The sequence below is a fragment of the Infirmifilum tikiterense genome, from assembly GCF_054696565.1.
Map to the genome: position 1 here is coordinate 1,297,623 of NZ_CP182482.1, position 16,598 is coordinate 1,314,220.

The window sequence follows — 16,598 nt, forward strand, 5'->3', positions numbered from 1 at the left end:
GGGGGAAAGAGAGGGAGAGAGAAAAAGGCAGTTTTTTAGCCTAGGATCTCGAGGGGGAGGTACTCCGAGGGGTTCAGGCCCCCCTCCTCTGCCTCCCCCCTCAGCCTCTCCTTTTCGGCCGGCGTCACGCGCACGCAGACGATCCCCATTCACTCGAGCACTATGCATTGACATAGCCTCGACGAGCACAGCTTATGTGAACGCCTACAACCCCCCTCTCGCATTTAGCGGTGATGGTCGAGGTCGGCGCCGAGGTCTGGGACTGCGTGGCCAGTGGCTCGAGCTGACCGGCCTCGCAAGGACGCTCTGGCACCTGAGCCAACCCAGGCCCCTCAGCAGAGCGTTCGGCACCCGCAACACCAGGCACATAGCCAGCGCCTTGGGGAGGCTGCGCTCAGCGGGCTTCGTCAGGGAGGCGGTGGTCGGCAGTGTGAGGTACGTCTACCTCACCGAGCGTGCCTGCGGCCTCCTCGCGCTGCTCAGCTACAGCCCTGAGGAAGTGGCCTGTGGCGAGCGGGCGCTCAAGCTCATCCGGCGCGGAGCCGGAGCTGTCTCCGGTACAGCATCACCGTAGCTGTGGGGTTGCACATCCTCGCCTTGCGGACGTAGCCGTATCCTGGAGATGTAGTCGCAGCGGTACTTGCCCTCGTGTACCCAGACGTTGTACCGGGGGTAGGTGTCCCCCAGCTCCGCCAGCCCCTTGACGAGCCAGTGCTCGCTCCCACCCCCTCCACTTTCCCGGCTAGAAGCCTGTACACGGCGCGGTAGAGCCACTCCGCCGGCTTGTCGGGGAAAGATTCTTGTAACTCGCTTAGCGCGTCGAGCAGGTCCCCGCGCTCCTCAGGGAGCCTAGTCGATCAGCCTCAGGTAATCACCCAGCTTAGCCGCTCTGAGCCGGCGGTTGCCCCCTGTTTGCTGTGTTTTCAGTTTCGGCGTTTATTTTCGGCGCAGGGATATAAGGCCGCGTAGCGCAACTATGTGCGGGGGCTCAGGCGTAGGAAGGGCTAGGGGCGCAGCGTGCCAGGCTCCCTGGAGGTGGGAGCGTGGGCTGGGAGGGCAGGGAAAGCGGCGAGAGGTTCATCGAGGCTTACAGGGTCTGGGAGGTAAAGGCGAGCAGGGAGCTGAGAATGAGGCTTCGGAGCCTCTACTTCAGCCTTGCCTCTGCGGTTGAGCGGGCCAGCGAGGAGCTCGAGAGGAAGCACGGCGACGCGTTCAGGAGGGAGCCGGAGAGGTTCAGCGAGGAGTTAATCGGGGAGGCCTCGAGGCTGGCTGGGCTGCCGAAGGGGCTGTTCTGGTACGCCGCGGAGTGGTGCAGGATGCTCGCCGAGGCGAGGGGGAAGTCTAAGAGGCGCAGCAGGTTCACGCCACCTCCAATACCGTTACTCATAAGGGTAGTCAGCGGCGGTGATAGGCTTCACGGCAAAAGCGATGCTACTGCGGTGCTGGATGCCTCCAAGGGCATGCTACGCATTCCGAGCGCTGGCGTCGCGGTGAGGCTGAAGCCCTCGCTGGTCAGGGCTGTGCTGGAGGACGTCCAGCGGTTCGGCGGCGTTAAGCTGACGTTGCAACTAACGGCTAGGGGCAGGCTTCGCCTCGTAGCGCACCGCAAGGTGAAGCCGGCGTGGTGGGACGGCGAGGGCAAGCTGGCGGTCGTAGCGGTGGACATGAACAGCTCTCACGGGCTGTACGTTATGGCCTTCGCCTTCGACGGCGAAGCCAAGCTGGTGGCTCAGCGAGTGTTTAAGCCGCCCAACACCACGTTGCTGAGGCTACTAGCAGCAATTATGACCAGCTACTCCGAGGTTAAGAGCTGGAGTGAAGCCGTCCAGAGGTTCAGGGAGAGGAGGGACGTCAACGAGTTGCGGAGAGCGGGAAAGGGCTCCACGGTGGAGGAGACATTAAGGCTGGCGGAGAGGCTCAGGGCAAAGGTGAACCTGACGCCGGAGAGGTCTGAAAGAGTAGCGGGGCAGGCGTCGAGGAAGGAAAAGAAGGTGAACGAGGGCTGGGTTAGAGGCGTGCTCAGGGAGGTGAGGGGCCTGGTGAGGAAGCTACGGGACCAGGGCTACCTCGTCGTCATCGTCGCGGACGTGCCAAGGGCCGAGAGCTTGAAGGGCTCACAGTTGCAGAGGACCTTGCTCAGAGTGGTGAGGCGGCTTGAGAACCTAGCGCTCTACGAGGGGGCTAGGTGGTTCCAGCCTGAGAACAACATCAGCGGGAAGCGTTGCCCCCTCTGCGGCTCGTGGGGGGTAGAGGTGATGAGGAGGTGCTACCGCTGCCCCAAGTGCGGCCTCACCTGGGGCAGGGACTGGGCCGCAGCCTTCAACTCTGTAAAGCTCTTCCTAAAAGCCTGCAATGCGGAAAGACAACTAGAGGCGCTGAGCAAGTGGCTCAGCCAGCACCCCAAGGCGCCGACCCACGGCCTGAGAGACAGGCCAGGGCCCTAGAGGCAGGCCAGCGGGCCCCGGCCCCAGTTCCCGGCACGGCCACACGGCCGCACGCCGGGTGCCGCGCGCGGTGTGACGAGGCGAAGAGGCGCCGAGGCAAAGCCCCGCCGCACAACCTGAGCTGGCGGGGCGGGCCGAAGGCGCGGAGCCCATGAGAACCCCGAAGAGGGGGCCCCGGATCGGTGAAGGGGTGGATGAGCCAGGCGCGGCCCTCACAGGGTCCAGCACCACGTAGTGGTTTATGTTGAGGTTGGCGGAGCTTTCATAAGCCCTGTACGCCAGCTTTGGGAACTCGCGGGCAAGGGCCTGCTCGAGCACTTGACGAGGCACAACGGCAACCGTCGTGAGCGAGGTGGCACTCCCTGTCTTCAGCACGAGGTAGCTCCTCTCCGGCAGGGGTGTTCCCTTCAGGACGTAGGAGGGTATGAGCACTCGGGTAACATTACCCGGGCTCAGAGTGACCTCGTAGTTGTAGACCGCGAGGGCTAGGTCGCTAACCGGGTCGACCAGGTAGAAGGTCTAAACCTTCGACGTGTAGTCGTCAAGCGTTCTAATATAGAGCACAACCGTCCCGTCTAAACCCACCTCAACTGCATCGACTTTGATCTTCGAGGGCAGCCGCTCCTGAGCCGCCTTAGTGTACTATGAGTGCATTTGCTGCTGAAGGATCCAGAGAGCTACGGCACCGGCTACCACGAGGAGAACGAGGAAAATAGCGGATACATGCTCAGAGGTCACAAGCATTAAATAAGCAATGAAGTATAAAGTGTTATCTTTAATTGATATTCACAGCATACTCCAGGCAAATTCGGAGAAGCCCTCACGCGCATTGACCACCACACACCGGGGTAATGTTTAAGCAGAAGGCGCTAACTTTTCCACAGCTCTCCCTGCTTTGAAGAATCGCATCCCCGAGAGCAGAAGTACCTAAGGGGTGAAGGCTCAGGGGTCAGGCTCAGCTCTCCTCGTAAAGTCTGCCTACGACCAGCTTGAAGCCGTTTTTCTCGGCGAGCAACCTGAGCCTATTGAGGACCTCTGGAGGAGCGGAGCCCACGGCGAGCACAGCCAGGACGGGTTTCCTGCCGTACTTCTCCTCGGCGAGGCGGACCCTCTCCGTGAGCTTCTCAGCCTCTCTCTCAGCCTCCTCGATGCTCTGGATCCTGGAAGTCGCCTCGCCTACCACAAGGGGGTTCTCGCAGAGCACGTCGACCTCCACGACCTCTCTATCGCGGAGCAGGTACCCCCTTGTGACGCGCGCCCCAGAGTAACCCATCTCCTCCAGCATCACCTCTAGGAATGCTCTGGCGTAGTCCTCGAACGTGGCTCCCAGTGTTGCCCGCAGCTCAGCGAAGCCAGCCTTCACGTACTTCCACAGTCTCTCCTGACCATCCTTCAAGGTCCTCACCTCCTCCCAAAGCTTTTCCTGCCCCTCCCTCAGAGTTTCCTGGCCTTCTTTTAAAGTCCTCACCTCCTCCCGGAGGCTCTTGGCTTCTTCCCTAATGTTCTTGACCTCTTCCCAGAGCTTCTCCTGGTTTTCTCTAAGGTTCTTGATCTCCTCCCACAGCTTGTTCTGCTCCTCTCTGAGAGCCCTGACCTCCTTCCACAGCTTTTCGATGCTCTCCCAGATCCTCCGCTGCTCCTCGCGGAGTGCTTTCAGCTCGTTAAGGATCTCGGAGTACCCTAGGTAGCCTGCTACAGCGTAGCGGAACTCCTCGTCCATCTCCAAAAGCCTGAGGAACTCCTTCTTGAGGTCGCTGAGGCTGCTCGTCAACACCCTCCCTACGCTAGCCATGAAGACCTCCGATAAAAACGTAGCGCGAGATTCAGATCAGCCCTCTTCTAAAATGCGAAGCCGGTATCCCAGCTTTTTATTTTATTGTATTGTGAGGTTATACGTCGCAAAACCTTTGTGAGCACCTTTATCCTTCAAATGCGGAGGAAGGAGTTCACTGGTCGGTTTGCACGCGAGAACTGCCCGATCCCTCCCTTTACACTTGGGTGCGTCAGCGAGCCTCGAAGAGCGAAAGGCTTATGCGCTTGGGCGAGAGGCTTACCCGTGGATCCCAAAGTAGCATTTGTCGCCGACATGCTCTCGGAGCTCATACGCGTGGACACCTCTAACCCTCCCGGCAACGAGACGCCTGCCGCGAAGCTCATTGCCGAGGCCCTGAGCGGAGCGGGCGTCGAGTACAAGCTGCTCGAGAGCGCGCCCAACAGGGGTAGCATTGTAGCGTGGGCCGAGTCCAATGAGCCGGGCCCATCCCTGCTCCTCCTCTCCCACCTCGACGTCGTACCCGCCAACCCCGAGGAGTGGAGTGTCGACCCTTTCTCGGGGCTGGTGAAGGACGGATTCATCTGGGGGCGCGGGGCGCTCGACGACAAGCTGAGCGTCGCCGTGATGCTCCGCGTCTTCCTGGACTTCGTCGAGTCCAAGAGGTTCAAGGGGCGCCTCATCTACGCGGCGACAGCCGACGAGGAGATGGGCGGGAGGATGGGCGCGGGGTGGCTGGTGGAGAACCACCCCGACCTCGTGAAAGCGGAGTACGTGCTCCTCCTTTTCTGCCCCCACTGGCTCCCTTAAATCTTCGTCATCTTTGGTCGGCCTCGGGGTTGCCCCACGGGGGCGACGCATCGCCCAGTGGGCCTGCCCCTCGAGGGGGCTTCCGGGGAGGAGCAGCCGGCGGCCGCCACGCCTCAGCGGCAGCAGCGGCCAACCGCCCTGCCGTTAGGCGTTGTTGAGGGGGTTTATCTCCCTTTCGGTGTTTAGGCTGAAAGTGAAGCCACTCACCACATCCTCTGGGAGGGTGGAGAGGATCGGCGTGGAGCACTGGCTCATCAAGGGGCTAGCGGAGCTGGGCGACACCTACCCGTGGTACGTGTGGATGAGCGCGTGTCCCTCAGGAACGTGGAGTTCAGCTACAAGACGACGCGCAGGGTTCTCGAGGCTTTCTACTCGCATTAGGAAGAGTTGCTCTGGATCGCGAACGGCCTCGTCGTCTATCGCAGAGTATTGCATGAGTTAAAAAAGCGCTAGGAATCGCAAGCCGGAGCACCAGTGAATCCTCAGTTAAAGCTCCTTAATTCTTAAAGGGGGAATAATATAAATCTTGCTGTATAATCATATATAGAGTGTTATTACACGACAAGGTTGTATGAGCCAGCAACAAAAAAGCAGGCTGATGACGATAGCCGTCTACCTTGTAATCGGCCTAATCATAGGTGCAGTGGTCGGCTACGGATTTGCCGCCGCGACGATGGTGCCCTACTCCACATACGCCGAGCTAGAGAAGCAGCTGGAGCAGTACAAGGCAGGCGCCCCGGCAGGGGCTCCCGAGTACACCTTCTACTACGTCTCCCACGGCGGCCCGCCGACCCGTGGTGGGCTCCTGTCATCAAGGGTGCTCAGCTAGCCGGGCAGCTTCTCAACGTTAAGGTCGTCTACAGCGGGCCTGAGAAGTTCAGCATCCAGGTCCTCGTCGACCTCCTCAACAGCGCGATAGCGGCTAAGCCCAACGGGATCATCCTTACGATAACGGACTACAGGGCCCTCGACGAGCCTGCGCGCAGGGCGATAAGCCAGGGTATCCCGATAATCGCGGTGAACGTTCCAGACCCCAGGCCCGAGAACCAGAGGATCCCCTACCTCAGCTACGTTGGTCAGGACCAGTACGACGCCGGCTACTACCTCGCGAAGTACCTGGTCGACATGGGCTACAAGCCCAAGCGCGTCGTCATAGGTATACACGAGGTAGGGCACTTAGGCCTCGAAACCAGGGCTAAGGGCATCACGGATGCTATCACTCAAGCGTACCCCGGAACCCCCGTTGAGAAGCTAGACATCACCACCGACCCGACCAAGGCGGCGCAGGCCTTCCGGGACTACCTCACAGCCCACCCTGACACAGACGTGATCTTGACCGTAGGGCGTCTTGGCGCACCCGCCGCGTTGCAGGTTCTCAGGGAGATGAATCTCGTGGGCAAGGTCCACCTTCTCACGGTCGACATCGATGACACCATACTGAAGGCCATCGAGGCGGGAGAGATCGACGCCGCCGTCAGCCAGCAGCCCTTCGCCCAGGGCTTCCTGCCAGTGGTCTTCATGTACCTCTACGTCAAGTACGGCATCATACCTCCAGCCCATGTGCCGACAGGGCCCACAGTCATCGACAAGGCAAAGCTAGACATCGTCAGGAAGCAGATCGCGACTACAGGTGGTGCCTGAAAATAATGCTTTTTTCTATTTTTCTCGTGGGTGATCGCTGGTGGGGTCAGGCTATAAAGGGAAGATGGCTTTGCCAGTTTTCCTCCTTCAGCACCCCGAGCTAGGCGTTGTTGCGAGCTTCTTCTCGATAGCCATAGCCTTCACCGCCCTCGTGCCTGACCGTTTCCCCACCCTGACTACGCTTTACAGCATCCTCACCCTGGCGGGCGAGCTCGGCGTAGCCTCCATAGGCATGGCTTTCCTCATGATCACAGGGGAGTTCAACCTATCCGTCGGCTCGGTTTACGCGTTGGTCCCGATGGGCGTGGCCCTGATGGCCAACAGCGGTGTAGACCTCCTGCTGGCTAGCATATTCATGCTCGCTTTGGCCTTCGCCCTAGGTGTTCTAACGGGCTACATCACAGTGAGGACGGGGATCCCGAGCTTCATAACGTCGCTGGGCATGATGATGTTCCTCAGGGGGGTCCTCCTAGCGGTAACCGGGGGATTCCCGGTTCGGCTCGAGGTCGCTCACTGGCTTACAGACGTGCTGAACGGCCCTATAGGGACGGAGGGCCTTCGCACGAGCGCGATATGGCTCGTACTCCTGACGGTGCTGTACGCGGTTGTCCTAGACTACACACCCTACGGCAACTGGACCTACGCTGTGGGCGCGAGCGCCGCGACTGCTAGAGAGCTTGGAGTGAGGGTCCAGAGGGTGAAGCTCGTGAACTTCGGCCTCTCCTCGCTAATGGCCGGGCTCGCGGGGCTGATGGCCTTCTCGCGCTTCAAGGTCGTCGACCCCACACTGGGGCAGGGGCTCGAGCTCGATACTATCACGAGCGCGGTGCTCGGCGGCTGCCTACTGACAGGGGGCTATGGGAGCATCGCGGGAACCTTCCTCGGAGCCCTCCTCGTAGCCATGACACGCGTCGGGCTCGTGCTGGCGAAAGCCCCGGCGTACTGGTACAGCGCCTTCATAGGAGTGATACTCATAGTCGCCACAGTGATAAACACCTTCATCGTCAAGAAGTTCGTGACAGCGGGGTGATCCGCCTATGGAGAGGCTCCTAGAGATGAGGAAGATCGTCAAGAGGTTCGGCCGCGTAGAGGCCCTCCGGGGCGTGGACTTCCACGTCGGGAGAGGCGAGGTAGTGGGGCTTGTGGGGGACAACGGCGCGGGTAAGAGCACGCTGGTGAAGATAATCGCTGGCGTCTACCAGCCGGACGAGGGTGAGATCTACTGGGAGGGGCAGCCGAGGATATTCCGCGACCCCGCGGAGGCCAGGGCGGCTGGCGTGGAGATAGTTTACCAGCACCTAGCCCTCATAGACCTCCTCAGCATCAGCAGGAACATCTTCCTGGGAAGGGAGCCGACCAAGAAGATAGGGCCGTTCACCTTCCTCGACAGGAGGGCGATGGACGAGCAGGCATGGAGCATCATCCAGAGCATAGGCCTCAAGAGGCTCAGGAGCCCAAGCGAGAGGGTCGCGAAGCTGAGCGGAGGTGAGAGGCAGTCGGTGGCGATCGGGAGGGCTATGCACTTCAAGGCCAAGCTCCTGATCCTAGACGAGCCTACAGCGGCGCTGTCGGTGAGGGAGACCAGGAGGGTGCTAGACCACGTGCTCGAGGTCAAGAACCAGGGTGTGAGCGTCATCATAATCTCGCACAACATCTACCACGTCTACGAGGTCGCGGATAGGATCGTGGTCCTCGACCACGGCAGGAAGATAGCCGACACCCCTAAAGAGAAGGTTACCCCCGAGGAAGTCATCGAGATAATCAGGAAGGGTCAACCCCTCCAAGAGGCTTCCTAAGCAATATGCTCGCTTCTGGCCGCTTTTTTCCCGGCTCATCGCGTAGTAGGGAGCTTTGATTGAAAAGCTGGAAGGCGTAAGCGCAGATACTTGAGAGTTTTCTCCATCCCTTAGGTTTCCGCTACAGCCTTTTCGCATGATCCCCTGAGGTAGAGTAAACCGGTAGAAGTGGAAAACTTTTCGAGAAAACAACTCCGCACGCTACGCTTGGGTTCAGCGGCGGCTGAGCCGGAAAAGCAGTGTTTTCACCTCAAAGGGTGAGAGGTTCACCTTGAAGGAGCTCGCGCCTGAGCCGAGCTCTTTAAGGTCAAGCTCTGGGATATCTGACTCGAGCAGCGACGCCTCTCTCGGGAGCCTCACCTCGACGACCGCACCCTGGCCTGTAACGTCGTATACCCTCGCGACGATGCCGCTCAGGTCCTCGGACACCTTCAGAGCCTCCAGAGCTCCCCCAAACACCTTCAGGAAGGACCCCTCCGGCGGGAGGTTGCCTCCGGCCTGCGCCTTGGAGGCGGTCTTAAGGCCTGAAAACAGCGCGTAGGCTACCTTGTACACCTCACCCGTGGCGTAGTCTCCGAGGTGAGGGTATAGGTAGAACCGCGTGGTCATGCTACCGAGGTCGGACCAGGGGTTGGGCATCGAGGGGGACTTCAGGATGCTCAGGCCAACCCTGCCGCCGCTGAAGCTGTAGCCGTGCCTGTCCGTCGCTATCAAGCTCAGACCTCGCGCGCCGTCGCTGAGGTCCACCCAGTGGAGCGCTGGGACCTCGAACATGGCCTCAGACCTCCTGTCCGAAGGCCTCGTGGGACGCCTCACGACCCCGAAGGGCACGTGGCAGTGTGCGTGGTCGACGTCGAGAGCAGTGTCAACCCAGGCTTTCAGGAGGCGGGACTTCTCGCTCCAATCAAGCCCTACTTCAACCTCAACGAGGTCCAGGCCAGAGTAGACGCTGACCCGGAGCTTCACTGTGGAGTTGCGGTACCTGTACACCACCTCGGCTCGAGCAGCGCAGGGCCCGCTGGAGACCACCCTCGGACCCTCAGAGGTCACGAGGAGCTCGGAGGGTAGCTGCAGCGCCGACCTGTCGATATCCCAGGCGTCGAAGTTCCCAGGCTTGTCCACGTGAACTCTGAACTCCACCCGCTTGACTGCCTCGAACCCGTGCCTCTTACTGAAAACAGAGGAGATCCTCCCATCCCTCTCGATGACAACGCGCACCCCCTCGTTCTCGAGAACAACCCTCCCCTCCTCCTCGTAGGCTCTGGCCTCCCCAACCACCCTCGGCTCATCAGCCGGCTCGAGCGCCGTGTAGCCGAGCGCCGGCACCGAGACGACGGCCACAGCCCCCTCGCCCTCCTCCTGGCAGGCGTGGATCGAGCTTGAAGCGTAGCGACAAGAGGGCAGCAAAACGGGCAGCTTCACGGGCCACGAGAGCCTGTTAAACAGGACGATGCTCCCTTTAGGAGCCGAGACCCTCTCGGCGACGCTCCTGAGCATCTCACCGCAGGCAATGCCCAGTGAGCGCAGAACCTCCTCCAGCTCCCTGTACGACTCGAGGTACGCCTCGTAGCAGGAGGAGCCGGGAAGGACGTCGTGGAACTGGTTCCTGAGTATGGTCTTCCACTCCTCGCTGAAACTCCTCGGCCCGCTGATGCCGAGCAGTAGCGACACAGCCGCCAGGAAGTCGGCCCACATCGCCTCGCTCTCAGCCTTCGCCATCAGCTGCTTGACTCTCAGGTTGGTGGTGTACACTCCCCGGTGAAACTCGTTGTATATCTCCCCGGCCCAGACGGGCAACTTGTCCCAGCTGGCCCGGAGCTTAGCCAGGTACTCCTCCTCGCTCGGGGCCTCGACCAGCCGGGGGACGATGGATAATTCCTCCTGGAGCTTTAAGCGCTCAAGCATCGTGAACGTCGGCCCCCCGCCGCCGTCGCCGAAGCCGTACGCGTGGACGGCCACCGGGAACACGTCCTTCTGCTTGTACTTCTCCCACAGGGAGCGGAGCTCCTCAGCCGTGAGGACGCCGTTGTACGTCTGGACCAGGACGTGAGACACCACCTCCGAGCCGTCGAGGCCCCTCCACACGAAGGCGTGGTACGGGAACTCGTTCGTGTCGTTCCACATAACCTTGTGCGTCACGAACGCCTCAAGCCCGGACTTCCTCAGGAGCTGGGGTAGCTGGGCCGAGAAGCCGAAGCTGTCAGGTAGCCAGCCGATCCTGCACCTCCTCCCGAGCTTCTCCGCGAAGTACCTCTGGCCGTAGAGGAACTGCCTCGCAAGGGACTCACCCGTGACGAGCTGGGTGTCGGACTCCACCCACATCCCACCAACTGGTAGCCACAAGCCCTTCGCGACGAGCACCCTCAACTTCTCGAAGAGGCGCGGGTCCAGCTCCTCAAGCCAAGCATAGTTCTGCGCCCCGCTCTGCACGTAGGTGAACCTGTAGCCCAGCTCCGCGAGCCTCACAACCGTGCTGAAAGTCCTCCTGACCTTGCGCCTCGTCTCGCTGAACGGCCAGAGCCACGCCGTGTCTATGTGCGCGTGGCCGAAGAGGTAGATCTCGCCGCCGGGCTTCTCACCCCCCAGAAGCCGCCGCACCTCCCTAACGGCCTCCTCCACCTCCCTCCTGACCTCCTCGGGCCTGGGCCGCGGCGTGTCGGCGATGAGCCCCCTCGCCACAGCTGACCCGTACACGGACGAGTTGTACGCGTAGTCCCACCTTGGTCCGCGGAACTCCGGGCTCCTGTCCTGGAGCGTGAAGCCGTACAGCAGGACGGTGGCCGCGTAGACCTGCAGCTGGGAGGGTGACACCGTAATCTTCGACGCGGCGCCCGCGAGAGCCTCCCTAACCCGCGCGTCGGACCGGGCTAGCGGAACGAGGTCCATGAGCGAGAGAGTCTTCACGAACTCATCCCACAGCACCGAGGCAACTCCCGCCCCGAGGAAGCCGAAGACCCAGGGGCTCTCGCCGAACAGCCTCCTGGGGGTGGCCGACAAGCGCAGCGCGTGGGAGCCCGGCTGGAGCATGGCCACTCTGTGGTACTCGTCCAGCGCCTGGTAGAGCTCTCCGTCAACGTATAGCTCACCGTTTCCCGTGATGTCAAGCCTGAGGAGCCACGATCCCGCACTCGCGGGTAGGCTGACCTCTCGCTCGAGCGTAACCTCCTCGTCGGCGCTAGCCTTGCGCATGAAGGGTAGCTCCACCTCCTGATCGCCAAGCCTCCACTCGTTGAGCTCGGAGAAGCCGAGCACCGCCGATGCGAGAAGGTCGAACAGCCTTCTCTCGATCTCGGAGAGGCTCAAGCTCGTTGACACGTGTTCTACGGCATTCGCAGGGATTAAAACCATAACGTGTAATTTCTCCGGCTTATGTTCGTGCTGAAAGGGTCGCAAGCTTGAGCGTGGTCTGCTTGCGTGTAATGTATAAGGCTTATTAGCGCCCTAGACAATAGCGTAGTTGTCATGATGCTGGGTGAGCGCTATTCGCCTGTTTTGAGCAAGGCCAGGGAGGTCCTGCTTGGGAACGTGAAGGTGTTTAACGGCTACAGGGTGGTTGTGCCTCACCTTAAGGCGTACCCCGTCCCGTACTGCTGGGACACGGCATTTCACGTGCTTGGTTTGGTACACGTTGATCCCGTGCTGGCGAAAGAGAACATCGAATCGCTTTTACTGCTGATGAGGGATGACGGGCTTATCCCGAACGCGCCGCTGAGCGCTGGCAACCAGGATCTGAGAAGCCAGCCCCCGATCATACATTTCGCGGTCGAGTACTACCTGCGCCGCACAGGCGACAGGGAGAGCGTTAGGAGGTGGTTTCCGAGGCTGAAGCAGTACTACCGCTGGTGGAGCCGGAACGGTAACCTGCACGGCAGAGCGAAGAGGGCTCTGAGCCCCTTCACGGGTGCCCGCGAGGGCGACCCTGAGAAGGAGTTTAAGCTCGCGTACTGGGCTGTCTGCTCGACTGGGATGGACAACCACCCCACCTACGACGTCGCCGAGGGCAGGACGGTGAAGGTCGGGGACTACTACTTCGTTGAAGTGCTTGACCCCTTCCTCACGGCCTCTTTAGCCGCGAGCGCCCGGTCGATGTCAATAGCAGCCGAGGAGCTCGGACTGGGGGATGAGAGGCGCTTCTTCGAGTCTGAGCACGAGGAGCTATCCAACGTGATCAACGAGCTGTTCTGGAGTAGCGAAGACGGCTTCTACTACCCGCTAACGTGGTCTCTCCAGCCCGTCAGGGTGAAGTCGGTTCAGGCCTTTACCATACTCTACGCGGGAGCCGCCGATAAAGGCCAGGCCGCGAAGCTGGTAAGCCACTTGACATCCGAGAAGGAGTTCTGGGGCCAACACGGCGTCCCGACCGCGGCCTTCGACGACCCTAAGTACATGTCTGAGGAGCCGGACTGGCTGTACTCGTTCGACCCATATTACTGGAGTGGCCCCATATGGCCGCCCACTACTGCTCTAGCGGCGATAGGTCTTACCAACTACTCTTACCGTGACCTAGCCATCAGTGTTGCGCGAAAGTGGCTCGACCTTATGGCGAGCTCGCTTAACTTCGCTGAATACTACTACGCAGACGGTAAACCTGGCATCACGAACCGCTTCAACTTCGGTTGGACTGCAGCGGTCACAGTTTTCCTCGGGTACTTCTTGGCGGAGTAGCTTTCAGCGCTCACGTGAGTAGAAAGATGCTTTCGTCCAAGGAACGTGGAAAAAAGTCTAAAAGGCTGAAATAGAAATTCTTAGGCCCCCCGCTTCTCTAGTTTCTCAACCCTCTCCGCGAGCCTGCGCTCCTCCTCCGCTAGCTTGTCGAGCTCCTCTCGCAGCTTCCTGTACTCCTCTCCTCTCTCCATACTCTTCTTGATCTGCTCGATCGCGTCCCTAGCGCGCCTCGCGACAGAACCCGAGACATCCCCTCTCAGCACCTCGAGTATACCCAGATACCTCGGGCTGGGCGACCGCGTAGCAGCAACCACCACTGCTGTTCTGATGTGGGGGTGCTGGCTCCTGGAGGCCTGCTCGAGGACATCGAGCACGCGGGGGCTGGGAGCGAAGTAGCCAAGCGCCCTCAGAGCCGCTGTGCGCAGCTGCAGTGGTTTCCCAGGCTCGGTGTAGGGGAGGATTACCTCGAGCGCCTCCTCGGTGCCGAGTAGCCCTAAGCCCTCGAGGGCGCTCGCTGCTATAACGTGGTTGTGGGAAGGGTACTCTAAGGCCTTTTTGAGCTCCTCGAACGCCTGGGAGTAGCGGGATTTCGCGACCGCGATCGCGGCTTCCGCGCGCACGTAGTAGCTTTCTTCGGGGTTCCTGAGCACCTCGGCTAGGGCTTTCCCGAAGCGGTCCCCCCTGAAGCTCGATAGAGCTCTCACGATGGCTCTCCGAACGCGAGGGTGCTTGACTGTAGCGAGGGAGTCCAGGAGGAGCTTCGCAGCGCTGTCCCCGCCTATCCGCCTGAGCGCATCCGCGACCTCGGCCCTCAGGCCCCAGAACTCGTTCTCATCGAGGAGCACCTTGCCAAGCTCGTCGACGTGCCTTGCCCCGCCCTTCTTCCCGAGCTCGCGGACGGCGACGACGCGCGGGTAGAGCTTTCCGCAGTTCCTGATTATATTGACGAGCTCCTCCGGGCCGACGTCTAGGCTAAGGGCTTTGAAGAGCTTGAAGTCAGGGTCGACGCAGACCGCCTTGGGCTGCGAGGGGAGCTTCACCGGGAAGTAGTGGCTCTTCTCCGAGATCTCGAAGGCCCTACGGATCTTCCACCCGTCCCCGACGAACTCGACCTCAAGCGTCAGCCTGTACCTTGGTAGCGAGTCCTCTCCCTGGCTCTGCGAGACGCGGAGCTCGAGGAGCCCCTCCTTTTCGCTCCACTTCCAGGAGACGGTCAGAGACGGGTGGCCCGAGTTCTGGACGAACTGCTCGAAGAACCAGTCGAGCCTCCTCCCCGAAGCCTCCTCCATGGCCTTGCGGAGGTCGTCTGTGTCCGCGTTATCCTCCCTGCGCCTCGTGGGGTACAGGTTCACCCCTCTGCGGAAGGCCTCCTCCCCCACGAGGTTCATGAGGGTCCAGAGGATGAGCGCCCCCTTCGGGTAGCTGTGGGCGTCGAAGAGCTCCTCCGCGTACCTGTAGGTGCGGGTGACGATGGGTCGGGAGTACCTCTCGTACTCGCCTAAGTACGAGTCGAGCATCCCGATGAGGTCGTAGACGAACTCGTCTTCCCCGAGCTCCCTTCTCCTCCACAGCGCCTCCATCAGGGTGGCGAAGCTCTCGTTCAGCCAGAGGTGCGACCAGTCCCTGCAGGTGACCAGGTCCCCGAACCACTGGTGGGCCAGCTCGTGGCTCACGAGGGGTTCGCTCCTGTAGTCCACGTGCGCCTTCTCGTCGTGCAGGGTTGCGCTGGTTAGTATGGTGACGGAGGCGTTCTCCATACCCCCTGCCACGAACTCGTCGACGCAGACCTGCGCGTACTTCGGGTAGGGGTACTTCACGCCGGTGAAGTCCTCGAAGAACCTGATCATCTCCTTGGTGTACCTGAAGCTCCTCTCGATGTCGGCTTCCCTCCCCCTCGGGACGACGTATTGTAGGAGAACTCCGTCGAAGCTCTCCTCCACGACTGTGAAGTCCCCCACAGCGAACGCTATAAGGTACGTCGGTATCCGGGAGTCTAGCCTGAACACCCACTCCGACAGCCCGCCTTCGACACGCTTAGAGGTTAGCGTTCCGTTTGCGACAACCTGGAGGCCGCTGGGTGCGATGACGGTTAGCTCGACGGTGGTCTTCCTGTTCGGGTAGTCGTAGGTCGGGAGCCAGAACCTCGTGTCCTCAGGCTGCCCCTGGGTGTAGGCGAGCCTCGCCGGGCCCTCAACGTCAGTCGGCACGAACCAGACACCCGCCTTTGGCCTCACAGCCCTGTAGTCGACCTGGACCTCGAAGGCCTCACCCCTCTGGTACGATCTAGGGAGGTGCACCTCTAGCACGTCCCCGTCGTAGAAGTACTTCGCGACCGCGCCGTCCACCCTCACGCCCCTGATGTCCATGTCCCGCGCGTGCAGCTGTAGGACGTCGATGCCGTCAAGCGCCCGGAAAACGTTCACAGCAGACCCCTCGATGGACCTGTTCTCGAGGTCCACCTTCACTCTCGCTCTGACGCTTAGGAGCTCGAAAGGCGGCTCTGGGGGCCACTGCGGCTCGTAGTCGGGGTAGGCGAAGCCCCGACCCTGCTTGAAGTACGACATTCTTGGTCGGCTATTTCACTGGAGGCAGAATATATTTCTTGGCGTCTCAAGACTTCCTTTGCTCAGACCTCTTGACGAGCCACATCGAGAGGAAGTAGAGCGCCACGAAGGGTATGCCCATTGCGAGGTCGCTGAAGGGGGTCGGGTCCGGTGTTATGAGGGCGAGTATGGCGTAGCCGGCGAACACGATGTACCTCCAGTTCTTGTTCAGAGTCTCGTAGTTCACCACGCCGATCTTGTGGAGGGTCAGTATCGCCAGCGGGAACATGAAGAAGACTCCTGTGGCGATGCTCCCGATGAATATGTCGTTGTAGAACTCCTCGATGGAGAAGAGGAGGCTCGCCCCGCCGAGCGTGGAGAGCCAGACCGCCGTGGCGAAGATGATGGGCATGACGACGAAGTATCCGTAGACCACCCCTGAGAGGAAGAGGCCTAGGGCCATGTACATGTACTTCTTCACGATCCTCTTCTCGTGTGAGTAGAGGCCCGGCTCGACGTACCGGTATATAAGCACGGTCGTGACGGGGCTGAGCACAGCGATGGTGATGAGCGCGGCGAGGTAGATGGCTGCGGTGAGGCTGTCGAACCATCCGTGGGCTATGAGGGTGACTTTCGCGCCGCTTACACCGAAAAGCTTGGCGAACGGGTACGCGAAGATGTTGTGCTCGAAGTCGAGCATGTAGCCCTTCGTCAGGTTCATCGCGTAGAAGAGGATGGGGTCGTAGCTCCGCGGGAGCTCGTTGGGCGCCGGCGCAATGAGAAGCGCTAGGATGAAGGCTACGTGCAGCACGAGTATCTTCCTCAGCGTCTCGAGTAGCTCGTAGACGTGCTCTAGGAGAGGCTTCTCGGGTAGCTGCTCCTCGTCTCCCGTAAAACCACCCTACTCGACACAGTAATGGTACTTTTT

The 16,598-nt window shown here is 60.8% G+C and carries 12 protein-coding genes and 1 pseudogene; 8 read left to right on the plus strand and 5 right to left on the minus strand.

The window, feature by feature from the left end; genetic code table 11:
- Window positions 1-35: 35 nt before the first annotated feature.
- A complete protein-coding gene (locus tag ACNO7C_RS07120) occupies window positions 36-134 on the minus strand; it encodes a hypothetical protein (protein ID WP_460024421.1) in 99 nt (32 codons plus the stop codon).
- A gap of 62 nt (window positions 135-196) precedes the next feature.
- Here ACNO7C_RS07120 and ACNO7C_RS07125 point away from each other — a divergent pair, with 62 nt between their 5' ends.
- Together ACNO7C_RS07125 and ACNO7C_RS07130 are read left to right on the plus strand one after the other, a co-directional pair.
- Window positions 197-574 carry a hypothetical protein gene (locus ACNO7C_RS07125; protein ID WP_460024422.1) on the plus strand — a complete coding sequence of 126 codons (378 nt, stop codon included), beginning with the start codon at window positions 197-199 and terminating at the stop codon, window positions 572-574.
- A 469-nt stretch (window positions 575-1,043) separates the two neighbouring features.
- Window positions 1,044-2,444, plus strand: a complete 1,401-nt coding sequence (locus ACNO7C_RS07130) for a zinc ribbon domain-containing protein (RefSeq protein ID WP_460024423.1) — start codon at window positions 1,044-1,046, stop codon at window positions 2,442-2,444.
- A gap of 955 nt (window positions 2,445-3,399) precedes the next feature.
- Here ACNO7C_RS07130 and ACNO7C_RS07135 read toward each other — a convergent pair.
- Entirely contained in the window at window positions 3,400-4,236 is an 837-nt protein-coding gene (locus tag ACNO7C_RS07135; protein ID WP_460024424.1) for a hypothetical protein, read from the minus strand.
- A gap of 264 nt (window positions 4,237-4,500) precedes the next feature.
- On the opposite strand from ACNO7C_RS07135, the gene ACNO7C_RS07140 reads away from it, so the two are divergent.
- From ACNO7C_RS07140 to ACNO7C_RS07160, 5 genes are all read left to right on the plus strand, one after another.
- Entirely contained in the window at window positions 4,501-5,025 is a 525-nt protein-coding gene (locus ACNO7C_RS07140) for a M20/M25/M40 family metallo-hydrolase (RefSeq protein WP_460024425.1), read from the plus strand.
- Window positions 5,026-5,596: 571 nt separating this feature from the next.
- Window positions 5,597-5,854 (plus strand): hypothetical protein, encoded by a 258-nt coding sequence (locus ACNO7C_RS07145; RefSeq protein WP_460025950.1) that lies wholly within the window; start codon window positions 5,597-5,599, stop codon window positions 5,852-5,854.
- Window positions 5,836-6,666, plus strand: a complete 831-nt coding sequence (locus ACNO7C_RS07150; protein ID WP_460025918.1) for a sugar ABC transporter substrate-binding protein — start codon at window positions 5,836-5,838, stop codon at window positions 6,664-6,666. Before ACNO7C_RS07145 ends, ACNO7C_RS07150 begins: the two co-directional genes overlap by 19 nt.
- 40 nt (window positions 6,667-6,706) lie before the next feature.
- Window positions 6,707-7,696, plus strand: a complete 990-nt coding sequence (locus ACNO7C_RS07155; protein WP_460024426.1) for an ABC transporter permease — start codon at window positions 6,707-6,709, stop codon at window positions 7,694-7,696.
- A 7-nt stretch (window positions 7,697-7,703) separates the two neighbouring features.
- The gene (locus tag ACNO7C_RS07160; RefSeq protein WP_460024427.1) at window positions 7,704-8,462 is read left to right on the plus strand and encodes an ATP-binding cassette domain-containing protein; all 759 of its coding nucleotides are present in this window, start codon (window positions 7,704-7,706) and stop codon (window positions 8,460-8,462) included.
- 213 nt (window positions 8,463-8,675) lie between these two features.
- On the opposite strand, the gene ACNO7C_RS07165 is transcribed toward ACNO7C_RS07160, so the two are convergent.
- On the minus strand, window positions 8,676-11,777 hold the full coding sequence (locus ACNO7C_RS07165; protein WP_460024428.1) for an alpha-mannosidase: 3,102 nt from the start codon (window positions 11,775-11,777) through the stop codon (window positions 8,676-8,678).
- Between the two features lie 147 nt (window positions 11,778-11,924).
- On the opposite strand from ACNO7C_RS07165, the gene ACNO7C_RS07170 reads away from it, so the two are divergent.
- The gene (locus ACNO7C_RS07170) at window positions 11,925-13,127 is read left to right on the plus strand and encodes an amylo-alpha-1,6-glucosidase (RefSeq protein WP_460024429.1); all 1,203 of its coding nucleotides are present in this window, start codon (window positions 11,925-11,927) and stop codon (window positions 13,125-13,127) included.
- 80 nt (window positions 13,128-13,207) lie between these two features.
- On the opposite strand, the gene ACNO7C_RS07175 is transcribed toward ACNO7C_RS07170, so the two are convergent.
- Both ACNO7C_RS07175 and tatC read right to left on the minus strand, forming a co-directional pair.
- Window positions 13,208-15,691 (minus strand): M1 family aminopeptidase, encoded by a 2,484-nt coding sequence (locus ACNO7C_RS07175; protein ID WP_460024430.1) that lies wholly within the window; start codon window positions 15,689-15,691, stop codon window positions 13,208-13,210.
- A 46-nt stretch (window positions 15,692-15,737) separates the two neighbouring features.
- Window positions 15,738-16,508 (minus strand): annotated as a pseudogene (gene tatC / locus ACNO7C_RS07180) (twin-arginine translocase subunit TatC); the annotation flags it as partial.
- Between the last annotated feature and the right edge of the window lie 90 nt (window positions 16,509-16,598).

Excerpts from the sequence above, each read along its gene's own strand:
- ACNO7C_RS07170 (WP_460024429.1), top strand. The coding sequence starts at position 11,925 with ATGATGCTGGGTGAGCGCTATTCGCCTGTTTTGAGCAAGGCCAGGGAG.
- ACNO7C_RS07160 (WP_460024427.1), top strand. The coding sequence starts at position 7,704 with ATGGAGAGGCTCCTAGAGATGAGGAAGATCGTCAAGAGGTTCGGCCGC.
- ACNO7C_RS07135 (WP_460024424.1), bottom strand. The coding sequence starts at position 4,236 with ATGGCTAGCGTAGGGAGGGTGTTGACGAGCAGCCTCAGCGACCTCAAG.
- ACNO7C_RS07145 (WP_460025950.1), top strand. The coding sequence starts at position 5,597 with ATGAGCCAGCAACAAAAAAGCAGGCTGATGACGATAGCCGTCTACCTT.
- ACNO7C_RS07175 (WP_460024430.1), bottom strand. The coding sequence starts at position 15,691 with ATGTCGTACTTCAAGCAGGGTCGGGGCTTCGCCTACCCCGACTACGAG.